Genomic DNA, 21,070 nt, shown 5'->3' on the forward strand with positions numbered 1-21,070 from the left:
ACGCCAAGGCAGAAACGGCTGACGAGTGGCTAAAATCATTCGCCTTCGCATGGAATCAGCTAATCTGAACGCGACCGTCGGAAGAGAGCAAGTATATATGTCTACTGGCCTGGGTTCTAACGGCGACCATAATCAAGGAAATAATAACGTATGTGCGAGTATAGTGGATTAAATCCGTGAATCGAAGGATGGAACCGGTTTTGAACGGGTTTCAATCCCTGCGTAAAAGCCGTATATTACCGCGATACGGACAAGGCCGATACACCTCTGGCACGACCACGAACCGCAATGGCCGATGCATTCATATTCAACCAACTAACTGGTTCACTTAACACCGCAGCGGCGTGGGTGGCGCCGCCCCCGGTGTCGAAAACACAACAATGCAACTGAAGAATCTCTTCGCGGACGAGGACGCCGTGTCACCGGTCATCGGGGTTATCCTGATGGTCGCGATCACCGTCATTCTCGCAGCCGTCATCGGCGCGTTCGTCCTCGGCATCGGCGGTAGCCAGGAACAAGTCCCTCAGGCGAGCTGGGAGTTCGACTCGAACAATCAGGATGATATTAACGGTAAAGAGACGATCTCGATTACTCACAGGGGGGGAGAGGAAATGGACTCGGACTTGCTGAGTGTCAGCGTCGGCGGGGAAGAAGTCTATGCAAGCAGTAGCACCAGTGGCAAATTCAGCTTTGCAGGGTCTAACGATGCTGCATGGAAGGATTCTAGCATTGGAATCACCGCTGGAGACACGCTTCAAATTCAGGACGACGAACACGAAAGCTCTGGCGTTGGTGAGATAGAAGACGGTGAGAAGATTGTCGTCGTGTGGAGTTCGTCCAGCAGTGAGTCTACGAGCATCATTGGCACCGGTACGGTCGCGTTCTAACACTCGACATCTTTCTTACGGCGACCTCTGGAACTTGGCCGACGACGATGATGCGTCGTCGACTATCGAGAGAGTGGTCTGGACCGCAGCGGCCGCGAGCACGTTCACGCTCAATCTCGTGGGGAGAACCACTAGTAACTGACAGACCCCAACACAGCCTCTTCGCTACGCTCGTCGTGTGGAGTCGTCAGAATGGGAATGGACTCGGCGGGATTTGAACCCGCGGCCTCCCCCGTGCCAGGGGGGTGATCTACCCCTGATCTACGAGCCCGCTTCGCGTCAATACGTTGCCCGTGGGTGATTGATAAACCCCTCGAATTTCGCCGGTCCTGCTGTGCGTATTCTTGTCACGGTCGGGTGGGTTGGTTTGGAAACCCTTTTGAGCGCGCTCGACGGTCGTACTAGCGGGAACGGCACGGTCGCAAATCTGACTCGCCCCCGGCTACGGGTGGCTTGGGATTGCGATAGTGCGGTCCGACCGCGAGCCCTGCGCGCAGCGTCGGGTGGCGGTTGGAAGACTATCTGCGCCGCTGCGGTTCCTATCCTCAATACAATGGCTCGAATGCACACGCGGCGTCGAGGCTCGTCCGGCTCGGACAAGCCCTCGGCGGACGAACCGCCGGAGTGGAGCGACGTCGACGCGGACGCTGTCGAAGACCGCGTCGTCGAACTGAAAGAACAGGGGTACGACCCGTCCCAGATCGGGATGAAGCTGCGCGACGAGGGCGTCCAGGGCACGCCGGTGCCGGACGTCAAGCTCGCGACCGGAAAGAAGGTCACCGAGATCCTCGCGGAGCACGACGCGACGGACGACCTCCCGGAGGACCTCCGGAACCTCATGGAGCGCGCCGTGCGTCTGCGCGATCACGTGAACGAGAACCCGCAGGACGCGTCGAACAAGCGCGCACTCCAGAACGCGGAGTCGAAGGTGCGCCGTCTCGTCTCGTACTACCGTGGTGACGTCCTCGACGAGGACTTCACGTACGAGCACGAGGAAGTGAAGGAACTCCTCGGGTACGACGACTAACCGTCGGATGTCGCAGTCAGGTCGCAGTGGTGCCGACGGCGGGCTCGATGCGGCGAGCATCGCGACCGAGGTAGCCGACGCGCCGTTCGTGCGTATCGTCGCTCGCGCGAGCGGCGACGCGGTCGCGGCCGCCGGGTTACTCGGGCGGGTGCTCGCTGCGCGCGGAACGCCGTTCCAGGTGACCGTCGGGCGGACCGTCGCGGACCGGACGCGCCGCGTCGAGGACGCCGCGGCCGGTGACGTGACGGTCGTCGTCGGGGATTCGCGTGCGGGCGACGCGCTCCACGTGGACCCCGAGGACGAGCCGGCGAGCGTCGCGGCGTGGCGGCTCGCCGGCGAGCTCGGTGCGACCGCGGACTCGGTGCTGGCGCTCGTCGGCGTCGCCGCGGCTGGCGTGACGCCCGGTGCCGGGTCGAGTGCGCGGCTCGTCGAGTCCGCGGAGGCCGGTGGGCGGCTGGACCGTCGCCCCGGTATCGCGGGCCCCGTCGACGACGCGGTGGACGCGCTCGCGCACTCGACGCTCGTGCACGCGTCGTTCTCGGGCGACGAGGACGCCGCGCGGAACGCGCTCGGTGCGCTGTCCGTCGACGCGGACGCCGTCGCGGGCGACGTGACGTTGGCTGCCGACGATCGGCGCCGGATCGCGTCGTTCGTCGCCATCGCCACGACGGGTGCCGAGGCGGCACCGCCGCGGTCGGGCGATGCGGTCGAGCGCGCACTCCGACCGTACGTGCTCACGGCCGCGGACGCGGCGTTCGCGACCGTCGCCGGGTACGCGGACGTCCTCGCCGTGCTCGCGGAGCGCGCGCCGGGGACGGGCGTCGCGGTGGCGCTCGGGCACGACGTCCGCGAGAGCGCGCTGTCGGCGTGGCGCGAGCACGCGACGGCCGCCCACGAGGCGGTCGCGTCCTGCGAGCGCGCTCGCCACGACGGCCTCGTCGTCGTCCACGACGTGGACGCGCCGCTCTCGACGACCGCGCGACTCGTCCGAGACTACCGCTCGCCGGAACCCGTCGTCGCCGCCGTCGACCCGGGTGGTGACGCCGTCGCCGTCGCCGGGACGCCCGACGTGGGCGTCGGCCACGTGCTCGCGCGCGTCAGCACGCAGACCGGCGGCGAGCACGATGGGACCACCACAACTGGATACGCGACCATCAACTGCGAGACCGACGCGTTCGTCGACTCCCTGAGGGCTGCACTATGAGAACCGCGACCATCGAGACGACCCACGACGACGCTGCGCTCGTCGCGGCGGCACTCGCGCCGGACAACACGAGCGAGATGACGACGACGACCGACGGGGACCGCGTCGTGACGCGCATCGAGCGCGAGACGACGAGCGGCCTCCAGTCGACCGTCGACGACTACGTCGTGAACGTCGACGTCGCGGAGCGAGTCGTACAGACTGCCAACCGACCAACGAATCACAACACATGAGCGAACGATCAGTCTCCCGTAAGAAGGACCAGAAACGCTGGTACACGATTCACGCGCCCGAGCAGTTCGGCCGCGAGGAACTCGGTACCACGCCCGCAGACGAACCGGACCAGGTGCTCGGTCGCACCATCGAAACGACGCTCGGCGACCTCAAGCGGGACGCCAGCGAGAACAACACCAAGCTCACGTTCAAAATCAACGACGTGGGGAGCGACGCGGCGTACACCGAGTTCGTGTCCCACGAGCTGACGCGAGACTACCTCCGTAGTCTCGTGCGTCGCGGTGCCTCGAAGGTCGAGGCGTACATCACGGTGCTGTCGACGGACGACTACCGCGTCCAGATCCAGCCGGTCGCGTTCACGACGAAGAAGGCGGACGCGAGCCAGGAGAAGGCGATCCGTCGCGCGATGATCGACCAGGTCGAGGCTGCTGCCGAGGAGCGCACGTTCGAGGCGCTCGTCGACAGCGTCGTCGAGGGTCGGATGTCCTCGGCGATCTACAGCGACGCGAAGACGATCTACCCGCTGCGTCGCGTGGAGATCCAGAAGATGACGCTCGAGGCGCGTCCCGAGGAGGTCGCCGCGGAGGAGGAGACGGCGGTCGACGTCGACGAGGAGGAGGTCGCGGACGACATCGAAGCCGACGACGAGGAGTAATCGAACTCTCCGTTCACGCGACGTTCGCGTGCCCGAGACACCTTTCTTCACGTGCAAACGTGGTGGGTGTTTGTGCGGTCCTCTACCGACGGGTTCGAACGAGGAGTGGCGCGTGTAGTCGACCGGCGACGGCCGTCGAAGGTCAGTCCTCGACGACGACGCTACCGACCATCGACTGGCGTTCGTGCGGGATACAGAAGTACTGGAACTCGCCCGCGGTCTCGAACGTGTGCTCGTAGGTGTCGCCGGAGACGATGCCGCCGGCGCCGCGCTGCCACGCGTCCCGCGCCGCCTGCTCGTCGGCGAACTCGCCGGAGGCGAAGTACGCGCCGCCCTCGGGGATACCGGTGTCGTACGCGGTGACGGTGTGGGACCGACCGCTCGTGTTCTTCCAGACGACGGTGTCACCGACGGAGACCGTGACGGTCGCCGGCTCGAACGCGCTGTCGGACATCCCGACGTCGTAGTCGCCGCTCGCACCGCCGGCGCTGTTGAACACGGCGAGACACCCCGAGAGCGCGCCCGCGGTCGCGAGCGCCCCGGACGCGAGGACCGAACGACGGTTCATGCGCTGGCGTTAGGGCCTCCCGAACAAATGCGCCGCGGTTCGCGAGGCGCGTTCGACCCGCGAACCAGCGGCCCGTCTCGCGCGGCGAGCCCGCGGTGACGCGGCCGCGGACGGGGAGAACGCAAGTCCTATTGGTGCGCTTCACGCAGTCGTTCGATATGTTGCCGCGGTTTGTCGGGCGATTGAGTCTCGCGGACGCCGTCACGACGACGAACGCCTGCCTGGGCTTCGTCGCCGTCGTCGTGGCGTTCGCGGACCCGGAACTCGCGGCGAGAATCGTCCTCCTGGCCGGTATCGCCGACGGCCTCGACGGCGTCGTCGCGCGGTACTCGGGCGGGTCCGCCGCGGGCCCGTACCTGGATTCGCTCGCGGACGTCGCGTCGTTCTGCGTCGCACCGGCGGTCGTCGTGTACGTCACCGTCAGGGACGCGTGGGCGCTCTCCGTCGCCGACCCCGACCCGCTCCTCGCACTCGTGCTCGTCGTTCCCGCGCTGTTCGTCGCGATGGGCGTCGTCCGACTCGGACTGTACACCGCGTACGACACCGCCGACGACCACACTGAAGGCGTGCAGACGACGCTCGCCGCCACCATCCTCGCCGCCGCCGTCCTCTCCGGGGTCACCGACCCACGCGTTCTCGTCGCCGCCACGGGCGCGTTCGTCTACCTCATGGTGTCCACGGTGACGTACCCGGACCTCCTCGCGCGCGACGCCCTCCTCATGGGCGTCGTGCACGCACTCGCCGTCCTCGTTCCGTACGCGTTCGGGCGGACGTTCCCCTACGCCATCCTCACGCTCGGCGTCGCGTACCTGGTGGCGGGGCCGTGGTTCTACTGGCGCGACGACGACCCCGCCGTCGCGAACCTGTATGGAAACGCTTAGGAAACCGCTGGCCCGAGGATTCGGTATGACTCACACGGCTGGTGTTCGCCCATGAGCGAGGACGAACCCGAGAACGGCGACGCCGACGTCGAAGACGCCGCCGACGACGCCGAGGACTACACCGTCGAGGAGCTCCGCGAGCGCCTCGAGGAACTCAACGAACTCCTCGAAGCCGCGGAGACGGAGGACGACCTCGACGACGTGGAGGCCGAGATCGAGCAGCTCGAAGCGGACGTCGACGCGAGCGACCTCCCCGACGCGGACGACGAGGACGAAGACGCGCCCGAGGAGGAACTCCTCGCCGAGATCGAGGACGTCGAGAGCGACCTCGAGGAGGCACGCGGGCCGTACGCGGAGGACGTCGCGAGCGACGTGACGGACGTCGCCGGTACCGTCGCGGACACGCGCTGGACGGAGGACGGTCACGCGGACGTCCTCGCGGCCGTCGAGACGTTCGTCGACGACGCCGGGGACGCGCTCGACGACTCGTTCGACGTCGACGACGAGGAACCCGAAGCCCTCGCGGACGCGCTCGAAGCGGTCGCGGACGCCATCGAGAGCGCCGGGCTCGACGCTGACGACGACGCCGACGTCATCGCGGCGCTGCTCGAGGCGGCCGACGCGCTCTCGTCGAGCGTCGAGGACGCCGAGGAGTGGGACGACCTCTCCATCCGCGAGCAGCTCGACTACCACGGCGTCTACGACCAGATCGACCACCGGAAGGACTTCCCGCCGGAGTGGCACGCGCTCAAGGTCTACGAGAAGCACTTCGACGCGGAGGGCGTGCTCGTCGTCCTCGACCGCATGGACTCGGACTTCATGGAACGGCACTGCATGGAGGTCCTCGAGAAGCTCGGTCCCGAGGAAGCCCTGGACGAGATGCAGCAGCGCGCACAGCGCCGCGACAAGGCCGCGATCCGCATCCTCGGGAAGATCGGGAGCGACGAGCCCGTCGACACGCTCGTCGACTACGTGGACGCGGACTCCGACCCCGAGCTCCAGAAGGCGACGTTCCGCGCGCTCGGCGAGATCGGGAGCGAGGAGGCGACGCAGCCGATCGCAAACAAGCTCGTCGCGGACAGCGAGGACACGCGGTCCCGTGCCGCTCGCGCGCTCGGACTCCTCGGTGATACGCGCGCCATCAGCCCGCTCGCGGACGTCCTCGGCGACGACGAGGAGGCCGACCGCGTGCGTGCGAGCGCCGCGTGGGCACTCAACCAGATCGGGACCGAGGCCGCGCTCGAGGAGGTCTCGGGGTACGTCGACGACCGCGCGTTCATCGTACAGGCCGAGGCCGAGAAGGCCGTCTGAACGCGGTTCGCTCGTTCTCTCCCGTCCCGTACGCGGGACTCCTTTCTCGCTCGCCGACGAGTCGGTGCGTGTAGCGGTCGCTCCGGGCGAGGGTTCTTGTAGGGAGGCGCGGCTACGGTCGGCGTGTCAGTACGGCGTGCTCTCGCGGTGGTCGTGGTCTGCGTTCTCGTCACGCCAGCCGTCGCGGCCGGCGCTGGTGCCGGACCGGTCGCCGATAGTTGGTCGACGGTCCCGTCGTCGACGGGGCCGGATGCGCTCTCGCGAGCGCCCCCGTCGCCGGAGAACGAGTCGGGACCGAGCGTGGCGACGGTCTACCCGAACCCGGTCGTGGACGGCGACGTCGGCGAGTACGTCACCCTGCGGTTCCCGGCTCGTACCGACGTCGAAGGGTGGACGCTCGGCGACGGCGAGACGACCGTCTCGCTTCCGAACCGAACCGTCTCGGGGGTCGTCCTCGTCGCGGCGAATGTCACCGCCGCCACCGGACTCGCGGCCTCGACGGCGAGCGGTGACCCCTCGAACGCCACCGTCGTCGCCGCGTCCGGGCTCTCGCTATCGAACGCCGGCGAGGCACTCGTGCTCGCGAACGCGTCCGGCGGGACGGTCGACGCAGCGCGATACGGGGACGCGCCCGAGGGCGAACGGTTCGTCGACGGCGCGTTCCGACCGCTCGGAGCGACCGACCACGCGCCCGCGACCACCACCGACGTCGCCGCGCGGGCGTTCCTCACGCCCGACGTCGCCGTCCCGCTCGAACCCATCCGGACGGCGACCGACTCGGTCGAACTCGCCGGGTACACGTTCGCGTCCGAGCGCGTCGCGGTCGCACTGGAGCGCGCCGCGGCCCGCGGGGTCGACGTCCGCGTCATCGTCGACGAGTCCCCCGTCGGCGGCATCACTCCGCGACAACGTCAGGTCCTCGACGACCTCGCCGCGAGCGGCGTCGCCGTGCGAGCGCTCGGCGGGGGCCGCGCGCGCTACGACTACCACCACGCGAAGTACCTTGTCGCCGACAACACCGCCGTCGTCCTCACGGAGAACTGGAAGCCGTCCGGGACCGGCGGGCACGCCAACCGCGGCTGGGGCGTGGTGCTACGCGACCCGGACACCGCCAGCGGACTCCGGCGCGTGTTCGACGGCGACTGGCGCGCGCCCGACGCCCGGAACTGGACGGCCGTCGCGGTCGACGCGACCGGACCTACCGAACCGCCAGCGAACGCGACCTACCCGACGCGAGTCCGGTCGCGGAACGTCACCGCCGACGCCGTGACCGTCCTCACCGCGCCCGACAACGCCGAGCGCGCACTCGTCTCCCGACTCCGGAACGCCACCGACCGCGTCCGCGTCCTCCAGATGACCGCCGCGCGAGACGGCGTCCTCGTCCGCGAGACCATCGCCGCCGCCCGCCGCGGCGTCGACGTCCGCATCCTCCTCTCGTCCGCGTGGTACGCCCGCGAAGAGAACCAAGCGGTCGTCGACGCACTCAACGCCGCCGCCGACCGGGAATCCCTCCCGCTCGACGCCCGCCTCGTCGACCCGGGGAACCGATTCCAGAAGGTGCACGCCAAAGGCGTCGTCGTCGACGACAGCGTCGTCCTCGGCTCCATCAACTGGAACGACCACTCGCTCCGCGAGAACCGCGAGGTTGCCGTCGCCCTCCACGGCGACGCCGTCGCCGACTACTACGCCGACGGCTTCGACCGCGACTGGCAGGGCGGCACGAGCACACCAATCCCATCGTGGCTCGCCGCAGCCACCGCCGTCGCCGTCCTCGTCCTCCTCGCGCTACTCGCACGACGCATCCACTTCGAGAACTGACCGCGAGAAACCGACTCGCGTCCCGATACCCCACCCGATTCGACCCGTTCAGACGTCGTCGACCACGGAGAGACTGGACACGTCCTCGTCGATGTCCGCCTCCGCCATCTTCTCCACGAGCGCGTCGAGGACCTCCTCGCGGCGGCCCTTCACGAACTTGATCGAACCGACGACGAGATGCCCGCCGCCGGAGACACCGCCTTCCGCGACCTCCTCCGTGAGCTCCGTCACCATGTTCGGGATGTCCAGTCGCACGCCGTCGCTCCGCAGCACCGCGAAGTCCGGCCCGTACCCGATCGTGATGACGGGGTCACCGGTCTCCTTGACCTTCCGGTCGTGGATCTCACCGGTCGTGTTCCCCGGCGCCGGATACGTGAACCGCTTCGCGTGGTTCTCGACGTCGATCCGGTAGAGCTGCGCGCCGTTCTCGAGCTCCTCGTGCTCGACGTGCTCCATCGCACGGTCGAGTTGCGTGTCCACGCGCTCCCGAGACCGCGACGCGAGGAAGTCCACGAGCTCCTCGTGACGCTCCTCGTCGTCGCAGCGCACGTTCAACGCATCGTCGATGAGGTGCTGGCCGGAGTTGTACCGGAGCCAGTGCGCGCCGTAGTCCAGCGCCTCCGAGATGTCGCGGAGGTCGTCCTCGCTGTAGCCCGCGTCCGCTGCGAGCTCTAGGTAGTCCGTCATCGCCTCCGCCTTCGACCGGTCCGCCAGGCCGGCGACCGCCGGCACGTGATCGAGCTTGTCAGCGAACTCGGGGTGGATCATGCGCGCGAGCTCCACGCACATCATCCCCGTCGTCACCCGGTAATCCTCGTCGTACAGGTACGGGTTCACGTGATGCGTCAGGAGGTCGTCGACCGCGTCCGGGTCGGGGTGATGGTGGTCGACGACGACGATCGGGATGTCGTAGTGCGCGAGCGTCTCGTACGCCGGCACGTCCTCCGCCGTCGAGCCGTTGTCCAGCATGAGGAGGAGCGGGAGCTTCTGGCCGTGCCGCGACCGGTCCTCGAGCGCGAAGTTGAGGTCGCGCGTCGCGTCCTCCATCTCGTAGAACGGCGCCTTGCTCGGCAGGCGCTTGAACAGATGCCGTTTCGCGTCCACGTCCTCGTGGACGTCCTCGATGAACGCCTCCAGCGCGGCCTGCACCGGCACGCTCGCACACATCCCGTCGCCGTCCGCGTGATGCCGCAGTCGAATCGGGCGCCCCTCGATGACGGTCTTCCGCAACTCCTGCGCGACCGCCTCAAGGTCCGGGCGGAGCTTCTCGAACGCGTCCCACTCCACGAGCGGCTCCACGTCGTTCGGCTCCGCCGCGTCGAGCATCGCACTCTCCAGGCGCTCGTGGACCGCATCGGCCTCGTCACCCTCCAGCGTCTGGATGTGCTCCACCTCGATCTGATGCGTGCCCTCGCGCTTCTCCACCTCGCCCGCGATACGGACGACGTCACCGACCTCGATCTCGGGGTGCGCGCGAACGCCAGCGGACGCGAACGCCGTCGCCGGCACCACGCCGTGCTCGTCGCGAACCTGGAACACCGTCGGCCCGCCCGTCTGCTTGATCTGCGTGACCTCGCCCTCGACGTGCACGCGCTCACCGAGCTGCGTCGACAACGCGCTCGACGCCGTCAGCGCCACGTCCTCCGACGCGCGCTCCACGTCGTACTCGTCGGCGACGTCCGCGAGCACGAACGACAGGTCACCGTTATCTCGAACCGATTCCAGTTCCACGACGAGCTCGTCACCGACCGAGTACGACGCGTCCAGGTTCGACTCGTGCACGAGACCAGACACCGACTCCGAGAGATCCACGAACACCCCGTACTCGACAACCCCGTTCACCGTCGCCAGGTACGGCACGTCCGCATCCACGTCGTCGACGGTACACGCCGGAGCGAGGTCGAAGACGACCGGTCGCTCCGCCCCGTCGGCAGATTCAGCAGTCATGTTGACCCGAGATTCGCTCCGCCGCCGTTTAATCCTTGCCAAGACACCTCGCCCCGCCAGAAACCGCCACTTGCTCGCTCGCGTCGACCACACCAACCACCGGACGACGCCACCCCCCGGCCACTGCAGACGCAGCGACCACTGCAGACACGACGACGCCGACAGCAACCGAGGAACGGGGGCCTGGCGGCCGCCGTACGCTCGTGCGGGCCGCATGATGCTCGTGCGGGCCGCATCCGCAACGTTCAGGTAGCCGAGACGACGAGTGGCGGGCATGGGGTTGTTCGACCGGTTCTTCCGGTCGCGGGACGTCGCGGGCATCGCACGGGACACGCTCGAGTTCGCGCTCTCGTCCGCCGAAGACACGCACCCGAACGAGTACATGGGGTTCATGCGTGGAACGCCGGCGCGCGAGTTCGACCTCGGCGAGGAGATTCACCCGGACGACTACGTGGTGACGGACGTCCTCGTCATCCCCGGGACGACGTCGAACGAGATGAGTGCGACCGTCGACAACAACATGATTCCGAACGACATGCGGACCGTCGGCTCGATTCACTCGCACCCGAACGGCGTCCTCAAGCCGAGTGACGCGGACCTGGCGACGTTCACGTCCGGGAGCGTGCACGTCATCATGGGCGCACCCTACCGGAGGAGCGACTGGCGTGCGTTCGACCAGGAAGGGGACGCGACCACGCTCCCGGTCCTCGACGTCGACCTCGACGACCCGGAAGCGTTCTTCGACTTCGACCAGTACGACATCGACGACGAACTCCGGTCCGGAGGCAACTACTAGATGACACGAGCGATCGCACAGGGCACGTTCGACATCCTTCATCCGGGACACGTGCACTACCTCGAGGATGCAGCGTCGTACGGCGACGAACTCCACGTCATCATCGCACGACGCGGGAACGTCACGCACAAGGAGAAACCGATCCTCGCCGACCGGCAGCGACGGGACATGGTCGGCGCGCTCGACGTGGTCGACGAAGCGCACCTCGGCGACCGCGAGGACATCTTCGTCCCCATCGAACGCATCGACCCGGACTACGTCGTCCTCGGGCACGACCAGCATCACGACGAAGCGAGCATCCAGGCCGCACTCGAGGACCGCGGTATCGACTGCGAGGTCAGGCGCGCGAGCGCTCGCGAACGACGCTACGACGACGAACTGCTCTCCACGGGCCGCATCATCGACCGCGTCCTCGAAGAACGCGGCGACTGACCGCGGGTTCTAGGAGAGGTACGCCGTGACGTCCGTGGACGACACCATCCCGACGTAGTCGTCCTCGACGACCGGGAGGTGCTTGATGCCGTACGTGGTCATCATCGCCGCGACCTCCTCCATGTAGAGGTCCGGACTCACCGTCTCGACGTCGGTCGTCATCACGTCCGAGACCTGGAGGTCCGCGACGTTCCGGCCGTCCGCGACCGCGTCTAGGACGTCCGTGCTGCTGACGATAGCGCGCGGCGTCGTCGGCACAACGAGCGCGTTGATGTCCAGTTCCCGCATCCGCTCGGTCGCTTCCTTGACGGTCGCGTCCTTCGAGATCGTCTCCAGCGGCGACGACATCACGTCCTCGACCGTGACTCTATCTTGCGAGCTCATACGTCCATACACGACCACCGCCGTGAAGGGGTTTACCCATGCTCTCACTCCCAGCCCGGTGAGACGAGGACCGGTCGACGGTATCGCGTCCCACGGCATCCCAAGACTGAATCCCGCCCACGGAGACGGTCGGAGGATGAAGTCGTTCCTCGCGCTCGAGTACGCGCACGACACTGCACTCCCCGACGGCGTCGACAGCGAGTTCCGGACGCCGAACGCGCTCGTCGAACGGTTCCTCGCCGAGTACACCGACCCCGGTGACCGCGTCCTCGACCCGTTCGCCGGCTTCGGGACGACGCTCGCGGTCGCCGAACGCCTCGACCGGACGGGCTACGGTATCGAGTACGACGCCGACCGCCTCCGGCACGCCCGGGAAGCGGTCTCCGACGACGACCGCGTGCGTCACGGGAGCGTCCTCGACCTCGACCCGTCGTGGGTCCCCACCTGCGACTGCTGTTTCACGTCCCCGCCGTTCATGGAGCGAACGGACACCCGGAATCCGTTCGAGAACTACGCGGGCGAGAGCACGTACGACGACTACCTCGACGACGTCGAGCGCGCGTTCTCTCGCGTCGAGTCGGTCCTCGTCCCCGGCGCGCGCGTCGTCGTCGACGTCTCCAACATGAAACACGACGGGCGCGTGACGACGCTCGCGTGGGACGTCGCCGACCGCGTCTCGAACGTCCTCCACTTCGACGGCGAGGTCGTCGTCGGCTGGACGGCCGGCGAGGACGGCGACCACGGCGAGGGCACGTTCGGCTACGGCTACGACCACTCCTACTGCCTCACGTTCACGAAACCGACCGCGTAGGACCGGACTGGAGAGAGTGGCGTCAGTTCGCTCCAGATGCGGAGAGGGAACGGCGTGACGCCCCTCCCTCGCGTTCCTGGGGTGCGTAATGCCTTTCATCGAACCCGGAGAAGGTCCCGTCATGAACTACCGTATCGACGAGATAGACAAGCTGATCCTGTATCACCTCGCGTCGGACGCGCGGAACACGTCCGCGCCGATGATAGCCGACGAGGTCGACGTCACGCCGGCGACCATCCGGAACCGGATCCGACAGCTCGAGGAGAACGGCATCATCCGCGGGTATCACGCGGACGTCGATTACGAAGCGACGGACGGGAAGGTCGTCACGCAGTTCACGTGCACCGTTCCGGTGAGCGACCGCTCGAAGATCGCGTCCGATGCGCTGGCCAAGCACGGGGTCGTGAACGTCCGCGAACTCCTCGCCGGCCAGGACAACCTCCTCATCACGGTCGTCGGGGAGACAACGGACGACATCGACCGGATCGCACGCCAGCTCTCGGACCTCGGCGCGACGATCAAGCGCGAGGACATCCTCCGGAACGAGTCGTTCCGGCCCTACCAGTCGTTCGCGCCGAACGGCGACGAGCCGCGGTCCGCGGTCCGAGACTTCCAGAACGTCGCCGGCGGTGCGGAGGTCGTCGAGTTCACGGTCTCCGAGGACGCGGACATCTGTGGGTTGACGCTCGAGGACGCGAACGACGACGGGTTGCTCTCGGACGAGGCGCTCGTCGTCAGCATCGAACGCGGCGAGGAACGCATCACGCCCAACGGCGACACGCGCATCGTCGCGGGCGACGTCGTCTCGATCTTCTCGCCCGCGTCGTTCCCCGAGGATCTCGTCGCGGCGTTCGAGAGTCGCGACGCGAACCAGCAGCGCACGTAGCGAGCCGTCACTCGGTCAGCGGGAGGACGATTCCGAAGAGGAACGGCGAGCAGAGCGCGACGAGGACGCCGAGGATGGCTGCACCGACGAGCAGCTGGTGTTCCCACGCTGGAACGGACGACGCGGACGTACTGAGGAACGCGTCGCCGGCTTCGCCGACGACGATGAGGGCCACGCCGACGAGGAAGCTTCGCTTCGTGAGCGACGGATAATCGAGGTCACCGTATCGACCGGTCATAGAAGTACAAAAACTATACAATATAAAAGCAGTTTCGGTTGCGTAATCCGAAAGGGCTTCAGCTCGGGATTACGAACTGAGGGCCATGCTCTCGACAGTGATGGAGATCCTCCCCGAAATCCTGCAGGTACTGTTCTTCAGCTCGGTCAGCGTCGGCCTCTCGGTGGGCGGCGTCTACATCGAGCGCTTCGCGATGACGACGTTCCAGGCCGGCGACACCGCCCTCGCCGCGTGGGCTGCCGTTCTCGGCGCCGTCGTCCTCGCGTTCGCATACCACCTGCTGCAAGCCAATCTCGCTCCGACCGTCCGCGGTATCAAGAACCGTCTCGCCCGCTGACGCCGAGGACGTCCGAGCAATGCACGAGACCGCAACCGACCGCCAGGAAGAGACCGCGTCGACCTACAGCAGGCCTTCGTCGGCGAGCCGCTCGACGCCCTCCTTCAGACGTTCCTCGCTCGCGGCGTACGAGAGGCGCGCGTAGCCGGGCGTACCGAACGCGCTTCCGGGGACGGTCGCGACGTGCGCGTCCTCGATGGCGGCCTCGCACCACGCCTGGTCGTCGTCGGCGACCTCGGGCATCAGGTAGAACGCGCCGTCGGGCGTCGCCGCGTGCACGCCGTGGTCGTCGAACAGGTCGACGAGGAGGTCGCGGCGGGACTCGAACGCCTCGACCATCTCCGCGACCGCGTCGTCCGTGTTCTCCAGCGCTTCCACGCCGGCGTGCTGGACGAAGTTCACCGCACAGGACACCGAGTGACTGTGGAGCTTGCTGGACTGGTCGACGAGCGCCTGCGGCGCCGCGTAGTACCCGAGGCGCCATCCCGTCATCGAGTACGCCTTCGAGAATCCGTTCAGCGTGATGGTGCGGTCGCCCATCCCGTCGAGCGAGCCGAGGCTCGTCGACTCGACGCCGTACGTGATCTCCTTGTATATCTCGTCGCTGATGACCGCGACGTCGTGCTCAACGGCGAGGTCGCGCACGCCCTCCAGGGCGGCGTCGGAGTACACCGCGCCGGTCGGGTTGCTCGGCGAGTTCACGACGAGCAACGCGGTGTCGTCGGTGACGACCTCGCCGAGCTCGTCGAGTGCCGGCTCGAGCTGGAAGTCGTGCGGCGACGTGTCCACGCGACTGAGGGTGCCGCCCGCCATCTTCACCATCGCCTCGTAGGACACCCACGCCGGGTCGAGGAGGACGACCTCGTCGCCGTCGTCGACGAGGCTCATGATGATCTCGAACAGACCCTGTTTGCCGCCGGGCGTCACCACGACCTCGTCGGTCGCGTACTCGAGGCCGTCGTCGGCGAGCTTGTCGACGATGGCGTCCTTGAGCGCGGGGATGCCGTTGCTGGACGTGTAGCCGGTGTGGCCGGCGTCCATCGCGTCCTTCCCGGCTCGAACGACGTTCTCCGGGGTCGGGAAGTCTGGTTCGCCGACGCTGAGGTCCACCACGTCCGCCCCCTCCGCTTCGAGTTCGGCGGCGGCGTTCGAGATGGCCAGCGTCGCGGACGGTTCCACGCGTTCGACGCGAGAAGCGAAATCCATTGTCATGAGTCGTCTCCGAGTTCGGCTACCAGGTCGAGCGCGCCGTCGACCGCGTGCGCGGCGTTCTCGACGCGCTCCCTGGCTTCCGCACCGCTCATTCCCGGCCCGGTCACGCCGAGGGTGACGGGGGTGTCGCGCTCCAGGCTCACGTCCGTGAGCTTCTGCGCGATCGCGTTCCCGATGACCTCGTCGTGGTTCGTGTCGCCGGTGACGATCGCGCCGACGACGGCGACCGCGTCGACGTCGTCCCGTCGCGCCAGTCTGTCCGCGGCTAGCGGCGAGTCGTACGCGCCGGGGACCGACGTGACGTCGACGACGTCGGCGTCGCGCGACGCCGCTGCCGACAGCGCAGCATCTTCCATCTCCGCGGTGACCGACCGGTTGAAATCGGCGACCACCAGTCCGAGCCGTGCCATACACCACCGGTTGCCGAGACGCCACAAGAACCTACCGGGACCGGACGCGCGAGCAAACGTTGCCGCGCTCGCGCCGAGGACCGTCGACGGCGAGCCGGAAGGTCGGCCAGACGGCGAGGCTGACGACCGTCCGCGGCGAGCGAGAGCGAACCGACGCGCCTGCTGTCGACCGCGGCCGGACGCCTGGCGGTCGTGAGGATTGACAAAGCCCTTACCGTCCGGGGGACAGGTGGGGAACGATGACCTCACGTCGGACCGACCGACGCGCCACGTTCGCCGCGCTCCTCGCGCTCGCGGCCGGCGCCACGCTCGCGCGGTTGCTCGCGCTCGGCGACCGCATCGCGGCCTGGGGCGAGGCACGCCTCGGGTACGACGTCCTCCGGTACGCCGCGACCGGCGTGTTCGAGTACCGACCGGTCACGCACGGCCCGCTGCTCTACCACGTCGACCGCGTGCTCTTCGACCTTCTCGGCCCCTCAGACCTCGTCGCGCGACTCCCCGTCGCGGTGGTCGGTGGCCTGCTGCCGCTCGCCGCGTGGCTGTTCCACGACCACCTCCGGGACGGTGAACTGCTCGCGTTCGGGACGCTCCTCGCCGCCAACCCCGTGCTCGTGTACTACTCGCGGCACCTCCGGAACGACGTGCTCGTCGCCGCGTTCGCGCTCGCCGCGCTCGGATTCCTCGTCCGAACGCGACGCACGGGCGACGCTCGATACCTGTACGCGGCGAGCACGGTCGGCGCGCTCGCGTTCGCGTCGAAGGCCAACGCGCTCCTCTACGTCGCGTTCTGGGTCGCCGCCGCGCTCGTCGTCGCCGACCAGCGCGCGTTCCTCCGGGCCGTCGCACGACGGCCGGTGTTCGACCACCGTCGCGGCGGCGAACTCGTCGACGCCGTTCGGGCGCGCGGGACGCCGGAGATGGCGGTCGTCGCCGTCTTCAACCCGGTCGTCGTCCTCGCGTTCGGGCCGTTCTCGACGGTCGTCGTCGCCATCCTCGTCGCCGTCGTCGCGTTCCTCGCCGGGGTCGCGCTCCAGGACGCCGACCGCGTCGTCGACCGCAACGCGGTCTGGCTCGTCGGCGGCGTCGTCGCCGCGTACGTCGGCGCGTCCGGGTTCCTCGGGTCGCCGCTCGCGTCCGGCAGTCGGCAGGTCGCGTTCGCCCTCACGTGGGTCGCCGCCGCCGCGGGCGTCGTCGGCGTCCTCCTCCGGGGCACCGACCTCGGCGAGCGCGTCCGCCGCTGGCGCGCGCCGGGCGTCCTCGCCACCGTCTGGTTCCTCGTCCTCACGCTCGTCCTGTTCGCGCCCCGCGACCCGAACGGGCTCGGACTCTGGAGCGCGCTCGCGAACCCCCTCCAGCTCCCAGCGCTCGTCGAATCCGGCCTCGTCCACCCGCTCGCCGACTACTACGGCGTCTGGGTGGCGAGCAACCACAACGACTACCTCACGTTCGCCGTCCCGCTCGTGAAGACGCTCGCGGTCACGAGCCTCACCGTCGTCACCGCGGGCGGCCTCGGATTCCTCGCGAACCGCTACGGCGACCGCGACGAGTTCGTCGAGTTCGCGCTCCTCTGGGCCGCCCTCGCCGTGCTCGTCTCCCCGCTCGCGATGCTCGTGAACGCGCCCTGGCACGCCGTCCACGTCGTCGTCCCGCTCGCCATCCCCGCCGCGGTCGCCCTCGCAGCGGTCGCCAGGCGCCTCGCGACCGCGGCGCGCGACCGCGACCCGGCGGTCGCCGGCGTCGCCGCCATCGTGCTCTGCGTCGCACTCGCCGTCCCGCTCACCACCGCCGCCGGCACCGCGTACCTCCACCCGCAGGGGCAGACGAACCCGCTCGTCCAGTACGGCCAGCCCGCCGACGACGTCCGCGACACGCTCGAGCGCGTCGACGCCGCGGCCGCCGCGAACGACGACGGCCCGGACGTCGTTTACTACGGCGCGTACTTCCACGTCGACAACCCCGAGCGCGTCGACCGCCTCCCCGTCGGCGACGTCTACACGCAACGGGACGACGGCGAGTACGAGCTCGTCGAGGACAACGAGGGCTGGTACAACCGCCTCCCGCTCCCGTGGTACACCGAAGCGATGAACGCGACGACGGACAGCGCGCGGACCGCCGCCGGCCTCGACCGGCTCGCGGCGACGGACCCGCCCGTCGTCGTCGTCCGCTCGCAGCTCGCCGAGAACGTCTCCAGGGTACTCGATGGCGGCTACGACCGGACGACGTTCAACCTCACCCAGCGGAACGTCACCGTCACCGTCTTCGTCGACCGCGACGTCACGGCCTCCCCAGCCAGCGTGACGGCGCCGACGGCCGCCGCGAACGCGAGCGTGGATAGAAGGAGGAACCGTTAAGCGCCACCCCGGGGAACGCTTCGCGTGATGACGACGCTCTCGACGCCAGGCCCGACGCTCGGGGTCGTCGGCGGCGGCCAGCTCGGACGGATGCTCGCCGAAGCCGCCTCGCCCCTCGGCGTCGACGTCCTCGTTCTCGACCCGACGCCCGACTGTCCAGCCGCGCCACCGGCGCGCGACCAGGTCGTCGCCGACTTCGACGACATCGACGCCATCCGAGCGCTCGCCGAACGCGCCGACTACCTCACGTTCGAGATCGAGCTCGCCGACCAGGACGCGCTCGAACGCATCGAACGCGACACCGGCGTCCCCTGTCACCCGAAGCCGGCGACGCTCGACCTCATCCACGACAAGCTCGTCCAGAAGCGCGCGCTCGCCGACGCCGGCGTCCCGGTCCCGGACTTCCGCGAGGTCGAGTCGCCCGAGGACGTCGCCGACGCGCTCGACGCCCTCGGCGCGCCCGCGATGCTCAAAGCACGCACCGGCGGGTACGACGGCCGCGGGAACGTCCCTGTGGACGACGACACCGACCACGCGGCCGCGCTCGCCGAGGTCGGCGGCGACGGCAACGCGATGGTTGAGTCGTTCGTGGACTACGAGCGCGAACTCTCCGTCATCGCCGTCCAGGGCGACGACGAGACCGCCGCGTTCCCCGTCGGCGAGAACCTCCACCGCGACCAGATACTCCGCGAGACCGTCGTCCCGGCGCGCACCGGCGACGACGTCCTCGACCGTGCCCGCGACGTCGCACTCGACGTCCTCGACGTCCTCGACGGCCGCGGCGTCTACGGTATCGAGCTCTTCGAGCACGAGGACGGCAGCATCTCCGTCAACGAGATCGCACCACGCCCCCACAACTCCGGGCACTGGACGATCGAGGGCGCGCACTCCAGTCAGTTCGAACAGCACGTCCGCGCCGTCCTCGGCTGGCCGCTCGCAGCCACCGGCCTCCGCGGTCCGACCGCGATGGCGAACCTCCTCGGCGACGGCGAGGACACCCGTCCCGCGACGGTCGACGACGTCGACGCCGTCCTCGAAGCCCCCGGCGCGAACCTCCACTGGTACGGGAAACACGAGACGCGCCCGCTCCGGAAGATGGGGCACGTCACGTGCGTCCAGACCGACGACGAATCCGTCGGCGACCTCCTCGCCGGCGCACGCACCCTCCGGGACAGCATCGACTTCCGCTGAGCGACGACCACCACCACCGACAGCAATCACATGACAGACCGACTCCAAGCGCTCATCGACGACCTCCACGCACAGGCCGACGACGACAGACCACCCGAAGCGACCCCAGACGTCGGTATCGTCATGGGGTCGGACTCCGACCTCGACGTCATGATGGGGACCGAGGACGCCGCCGGCGCGTACGACGCGCTCGTCGACGAACTCGGGTTCGAGGAGCAGACCGACTACCGCGACGCGCCCGACGCACGCTTCTCGTTCGAGACGTTCGTGGTGTCCGCGCACCGCACGCCCGAACTCATGTACGCGTACGCCGAGACCGCCGAGGCACGCGGTCTCGACGTCGTCATCGCGGGTGCCGGCGGGAAGTCCGCGGACCTCCCGAACATGACCGCGAGCATCGCGTACCCCGTCCCCGTCGTCGGCGTCCCCGTCCAGGAGAAGTCCGTCGACTCCGTCATCGGGATGCCGACCGGCGCCCCGCTCACCGCCGTCGACGCGGGCAAGAGCTTCAACGCCGCACTCTCGGCCGCGATGATCCTCGCGCGGGAACACGACGAGCTCCGCGAGCGCCTCGTCGACTACCACGAGGGCCTCAAGAGCGACGTCGCCGACGTCTCCCACGACCTCCACTCGCTCGGTACGCCCGGCTTCCGCGAGAAGCACGACTGACGCACGGCGAAAATCGTCTTTCAGCGAACCGCCAAGGTCCGCCGGCGAGCACTGACGGGCACGACGATGCTCGCCCGGTCCCACGGCGCCATCGACGACGACGCCGACCGCTGCAACGTCGGCGTCTCCACGACCCGGTCCCCGTCAACGTCAGCCGCCGCGTGAACGCGCGCCAGCGCCTCCGGTTGGGCCAGCGGCCCCCGGTCGACGCCGAGGTCCACTCGCGTTCGGCGTCCACCGCGATGTCACCCCCCAACGTGCGCGCAAGCGCTCGAATGAAACAAACCGCGGCACCGAAGCCGTCCCGGGCGGATTCTCCCGATATCCCACTGCAAACCCCAGCCAGCCCTTGAAAACCCCAAGAATCAACCCTTATATGGGTGCGCTTCAAAGCCGCAGATGATACGGAGTACACGGTATGAATCCATGGATAGCAGTCGGGGCGCTCGGGGTCGTTTCAGTGCTGATACCGGTGAGTATGATGCTGGTATCGTCGCTGCTGCGGCCGAGCGTTCCAGAAGACAGTAAGCGCACCACGTACGAGAGCGGTGAGGTCCCCACCGGCGGGACTCGCATCCGCTTCAACATCCAGTACTACATGGTCGCACTCCTGTTCGTCGTCTTCGACATCGAGACCGTCCTCATCTTCCCTTGGACGGTCATCTATCGGTCTGCTCTCGAAGGCGGCGTCGGGCTGGCGACCGTGCTCGCGCCGATGCTCATCTTCATCGGCGTCCTCGTCGTGGGACTCGCCTGGGCGTGGCACAACGGCGCCGTGGAGTGGGCGCGCGACCCGCAGGCGAGTGAGACACAGTAACCCC

Annotated in this window: 23 protein-coding genes and 1 tRNA gene; 17 read left to right on the plus strand and 7 right to left on the minus strand. The window is 68.3% G+C overall.

Annotated elements, in window-relative coordinates:
- Positions 1-344: 344 nt before the first annotated feature.
- A complete protein-coding gene (locus tag SM754_RS12960; RefSeq protein WP_323676659.1) occupies positions 345-887 on the plus strand; it encodes a type IV pilin domain-containing protein in 543 nt (180 codons plus the stop codon).
- A 199-nt stretch (positions 888-1,086) separates the two neighbouring features.
- On the opposite strand, the gene SM754_RS12965 is transcribed toward SM754_RS12960, so the two are convergent.
- A tRNA-Ala gene (locus SM754_RS12965) sits at positions 1,087-1,158 on the minus strand.
- A 282-nt stretch (positions 1,159-1,440) separates the two neighbouring features.
- On the opposite strand from SM754_RS12965, the gene SM754_RS12970 reads away from it, so the two are divergent.
- Genes SM754_RS12970 through SM754_RS12985 form a run of 4 tightly spaced genes read left to right on the plus strand, consistent with a single transcriptional unit; the run spans position 1,441 to position 4,007 of the window.
- Entirely contained in the window at positions 1,441-1,914 is a 474-nt protein-coding gene (locus SM754_RS12970) for a 30S ribosomal protein S15 (protein ID WP_323676660.1), read from the plus strand.
- Positions 1,915-1,921: 7 nt separating this feature from the next.
- Positions 1,922-3,118, plus strand: coding sequence for a serine/threonine-protein kinase (locus tag SM754_RS12975; RefSeq protein ID WP_323676661.1), 1,197 nt, complete (start codon positions 1,922-1,924; stop codon positions 3,116-3,118).
- Positions 3,115-3,351: a KEOPS complex subunit Pcc1 gene (locus SM754_RS12980; RefSeq protein ID WP_323676662.1), complete on the plus strand. Its 237-nt coding sequence runs from the start codon at positions 3,115-3,117 to the stop codon at positions 3,349-3,351. The genes SM754_RS12975 and SM754_RS12980 overlap by 4 nt, the downstream gene beginning before the upstream one ends.
- Positions 3,348-4,007, plus strand: a complete 660-nt coding sequence (locus SM754_RS12985) for a 30S ribosomal protein S3ae (RefSeq protein ID WP_323676663.1) — start codon at positions 3,348-3,350, stop codon at positions 4,005-4,007. Before SM754_RS12980 ends, SM754_RS12985 begins: the two co-directional genes overlap by 4 nt.
- A 142-nt stretch (positions 4,008-4,149) precedes the next feature.
- Here SM754_RS12985 and SM754_RS12990 read toward each other — a convergent pair whose 3' ends face one another.
- On the minus strand, positions 4,150-4,575 hold the full coding sequence (locus SM754_RS12990; protein WP_323676664.1) for a cupredoxin domain-containing protein: 426 nt from the start codon (positions 4,573-4,575) through the stop codon (positions 4,150-4,152).
- A 158-nt stretch (positions 4,576-4,733) separates the two neighbouring features.
- On the opposite strand from SM754_RS12990, the gene SM754_RS12995 reads away from it, so the two are divergent.
- The 3 genes from SM754_RS12995 to SM754_RS13005 all read left to right on the plus strand — a co-directional run bounded on the left by SM754_RS12995 (position 4,734) and on the right by SM754_RS13005 (position 8,585).
- Positions 4,734-5,456, plus strand: a complete 723-nt coding sequence (locus SM754_RS12995) for a protein sorting system archaetidylserine synthase (protein ID WP_323676665.1) — start codon at positions 4,734-4,736, stop codon at positions 5,454-5,456.
- A gap of 51 nt (positions 5,457-5,507) precedes the next feature.
- Positions 5,508-6,767: a HEAT repeat domain-containing protein gene (locus SM754_RS13000; RefSeq protein ID WP_323676666.1), complete on the plus strand. Its 1,260-nt coding sequence runs from the start codon at positions 5,508-5,510 to the stop codon at positions 6,765-6,767.
- 123 nt (positions 6,768-6,890) lie between these two features.
- A complete protein-coding gene (locus SM754_RS13005) occupies positions 6,891-8,585 on the plus strand; it encodes a phospholipase D-like domain-containing protein (protein WP_323676667.1) in 1,695 nt (564 codons plus the stop codon).
- Between the two features lie 48 nt (positions 8,586-8,633).
- On the opposite strand, the gene han is transcribed toward SM754_RS13005, so the two are convergent.
- Positions 8,634-10,532 (minus strand): Hef-associated nuclease, encoded by a 1,899-nt coding sequence (han, locus tag SM754_RS13010; RefSeq protein ID WP_323676668.1) that lies wholly within the window; start codon positions 10,530-10,532, stop codon positions 8,634-8,636.
- A gap of 274 nt (positions 10,533-10,806) precedes the next feature.
- Between han and SM754_RS13015 the strand changes: the two genes are divergently transcribed.
- A complete protein-coding gene (locus SM754_RS13015) occupies positions 10,807-11,328 on the plus strand; it encodes a Mov34/MPN/PAD-1 family protein (protein ID WP_323676669.1) in 522 nt (173 codons plus the stop codon).
- Entirely contained in the window at positions 11,329-11,760 is a 432-nt protein-coding gene (locus SM754_RS13020; protein WP_323676670.1) for an FAD synthase family protein, read from the plus strand.
- Positions 11,761-11,769: 9 nt separating this feature from the next.
- Here the strand turns inward: SM754_RS13020 and SM754_RS13025 are convergent, their stop codons facing one another.
- Positions 11,770-12,144 carry a CBS domain-containing protein gene (locus SM754_RS13025; protein ID WP_323676671.1) on the minus strand — a complete coding sequence of 125 codons (375 nt, stop codon included), beginning with the start codon at positions 12,142-12,144 and terminating at the stop codon, positions 11,770-11,772.
- A 136-nt stretch (positions 12,145-12,280) separates the two neighbouring features.
- On the opposite strand from SM754_RS13025, the gene SM754_RS13030 reads away from it, so the two are divergent.
- The gene (locus SM754_RS13030; RefSeq protein ID WP_323676672.1) at positions 12,281-12,955 is read left to right on the plus strand and encodes a DNA methyltransferase; all 675 of its coding nucleotides are present in this window, start codon (positions 12,281-12,283) and stop codon (positions 12,953-12,955) included.
- A 121-nt stretch (positions 12,956-13,076) separates the two neighbouring features.
- A complete protein-coding gene (locus tag SM754_RS13035) occupies positions 13,077-13,841 on the plus strand; it encodes an Lrp/AsnC family transcriptional regulator (RefSeq protein WP_323676673.1) in 765 nt (254 codons plus the stop codon).
- A 7-nt stretch (positions 13,842-13,848) separates the two neighbouring features.
- Here the strand turns inward: SM754_RS13035 and SM754_RS13040 are convergent, their stop codons facing one another.
- The gene (locus SM754_RS13040) at positions 13,849-14,079 is read right to left on the minus strand and encodes a DUF7860 family protein (protein ID WP_323676674.1); all 231 of its coding nucleotides are present in this window, start codon (positions 14,077-14,079) and stop codon (positions 13,849-13,851) included.
- 85 nt (positions 14,080-14,164) lie between these two features.
- Here SM754_RS13040 and SM754_RS13045 point away from each other — a divergent pair, with 85 nt between their 5' ends.
- Positions 14,165-14,416 carry a DUF8151 family protein gene (locus tag SM754_RS13045; RefSeq protein WP_323676675.1) on the plus strand — a complete coding sequence of 84 codons (252 nt, stop codon included), beginning with the start codon at positions 14,165-14,167 and terminating at the stop codon, positions 14,414-14,416.
- 63 nt (positions 14,417-14,479) lie between these two features.
- On the opposite strand, the gene SM754_RS13050 is transcribed toward SM754_RS13045, so the two are convergent.
- Together SM754_RS13050 and ribH are read right to left on the minus strand one after the other, a co-directional pair.
- Entirely contained in the window at positions 14,480-15,628 is a 1,149-nt protein-coding gene (locus tag SM754_RS13050) for a pyridoxal phosphate-dependent aminotransferase (protein ID WP_323676676.1), read from the minus strand.
- Entirely contained in the window at positions 15,625-16,038 is a 414-nt protein-coding gene (gene ribH / locus SM754_RS13055) for a 6,7-dimethyl-8-ribityllumazine synthase (RefSeq protein WP_323676677.1), read from the minus strand. Before ribH ends, SM754_RS13050 begins: the two co-directional genes overlap by 4 nt.
- Positions 16,039-16,277: 239 nt before the next feature.
- Between ribH and SM754_RS13060 the strand changes: the two genes are divergently transcribed.
- From SM754_RS13060 to SM754_RS13075, 4 genes are all read left to right on the plus strand, one after another.
- On the plus strand, positions 16,278-18,389 hold the full coding sequence (locus SM754_RS13060; RefSeq protein ID WP_323676678.1) for a flippase activity-associated protein Agl23: 2,112 nt from the start codon (positions 16,278-16,280) through the stop codon (positions 18,387-18,389).
- A gap of 27 nt (positions 18,390-18,416) precedes the next feature.
- A complete protein-coding gene (locus tag SM754_RS13065; RefSeq protein WP_323676679.1) occupies positions 18,417-19,580 on the plus strand; it encodes a 5-(carboxyamino)imidazole ribonucleotide synthase in 1,164 nt (387 codons plus the stop codon).
- A 30-nt stretch (positions 19,581-19,610) separates the two neighbouring features.
- The gene (locus SM754_RS13070; RefSeq protein ID WP_323676680.1) at positions 19,611-20,249 is read left to right on the plus strand and encodes an AIR carboxylase family protein; all 639 of its coding nucleotides are present in this window, start codon (positions 19,611-19,613) and stop codon (positions 20,247-20,249) included.
- A gap of 418 nt (positions 20,250-20,667) precedes the next feature.
- The gene (locus SM754_RS13075) at positions 20,668-21,066 is read left to right on the plus strand and encodes an NADH-quinone oxidoreductase subunit A (RefSeq protein ID WP_323676681.1); all 399 of its coding nucleotides are present in this window, start codon (positions 20,668-20,670) and stop codon (positions 21,064-21,066) included.
- Positions 21,067-21,070 lie beyond the last annotated feature (4 nt).

It is taken from the genome of Halorubellus amylolyticus, assembly GCF_034808145.1.
Classification (GTDB): Archaea; Halobacteriota; Halobacteria; order Halobacteriales; family Natrialbaceae; genus Halorubellus.

Coding starts and splice junctions, on each gene's coding strand:
- SM754_RS12970 (WP_323676660.1), top strand. CDS start 1,441: ATGGCTCGAATGCACACGCGGCGTCGAGGCTCGTCCGGCTCGGACAAG.
- SM754_RS12975 (WP_323676661.1), top strand. CDS start 1,922: ATGTCGCAGTCAGGTCGCAGTGGTGCCGACGGCGGGCTCGATGCGGCG.
- SM754_RS12980 (WP_323676662.1), top strand. CDS start 3,115: ATGAGAACCGCGACCATCGAGACGACCCACGACGACGCTGCGCTCGTC.
- SM754_RS12985 (WP_323676663.1), top strand. CDS start 3,348: ATGAGCGAACGATCAGTCTCCCGTAAGAAGGACCAGAAACGCTGGTAC.
- SM754_RS12990 (WP_323676664.1), bottom strand. CDS start 4,575: ATGAACCGTCGTTCGGTCCTCGCGTCCGGGGCGCTCGCGACCGCGGGC.
- SM754_RS12995 (WP_323676665.1), top strand. CDS start 4,734: ATGTTGCCGCGGTTTGTCGGGCGATTGAGTCTCGCGGACGCCGTCACG.
- SM754_RS13000 (WP_323676666.1), top strand. CDS start 5,508: ATGAGCGAGGACGAACCCGAGAACGGCGACGCCGACGTCGAAGACGCC.
- han (WP_323676668.1), bottom strand. CDS start 10,532: ATGACTGCTGAATCTGCCGACGGGGCGGAGCGACCGGTCGTCTTCGAC.
- SM754_RS13015 (WP_323676669.1), top strand. CDS start 10,807: ATGGGGTTGTTCGACCGGTTCTTCCGGTCGCGGGACGTCGCGGGCATC.
- SM754_RS13020 (WP_323676670.1), top strand. CDS start 11,329: ATGACACGAGCGATCGCACAGGGCACGTTCGACATCCTTCATCCGGGA.
- SM754_RS13025 (WP_323676671.1), bottom strand. CDS start 12,144: ATGAGCTCGCAAGATAGAGTCACGGTCGAGGACGTGATGTCGTCGCCG.
- SM754_RS13030 (WP_323676672.1), top strand. CDS start 12,281: ATGAAGTCGTTCCTCGCGCTCGAGTACGCGCACGACACTGCACTCCCC.
- SM754_RS13035 (WP_323676673.1), top strand. CDS start 13,077: ATGAACTACCGTATCGACGAGATAGACAAGCTGATCCTGTATCACCTC.
- SM754_RS13040 (WP_323676674.1), bottom strand. CDS start 14,079: ATGACCGGTCGATACGGTGACCTCGATTATCCGTCGCTCACGAAGCGA.
- SM754_RS13045 (WP_323676675.1), top strand. CDS start 14,165: ATGCTCTCGACAGTGATGGAGATCCTCCCCGAAATCCTGCAGGTACTG.
- SM754_RS13050 (WP_323676676.1), bottom strand. CDS start 15,628: ATGACAATGGATTTCGCTTCTCGCGTCGAACGCGTGGAACCGTCCGCG.
- ribH (WP_323676677.1), bottom strand. CDS start 16,038: ATGGCACGGCTCGGACTGGTGGTCGCCGATTTCAACCGGTCGGTCACC.
- SM754_RS13060 (WP_323676678.1), top strand. CDS start 16,278: ATGACCTCACGTCGGACCGACCGACGCGCCACGTTCGCCGCGCTCCTC.
- SM754_RS13065 (WP_323676679.1), top strand. CDS start 18,417: ATGACGACGCTCTCGACGCCAGGCCCGACGCTCGGGGTCGTCGGCGGC.
- SM754_RS13070 (WP_323676680.1), top strand. CDS start 19,611: ATGACAGACCGACTCCAAGCGCTCATCGACGACCTCCACGCACAGGCC.
- SM754_RS13075 (WP_323676681.1), top strand. CDS start 20,668: ATGAATCCATGGATAGCAGTCGGGGCGCTCGGGGTCGTTTCAGTGCTG.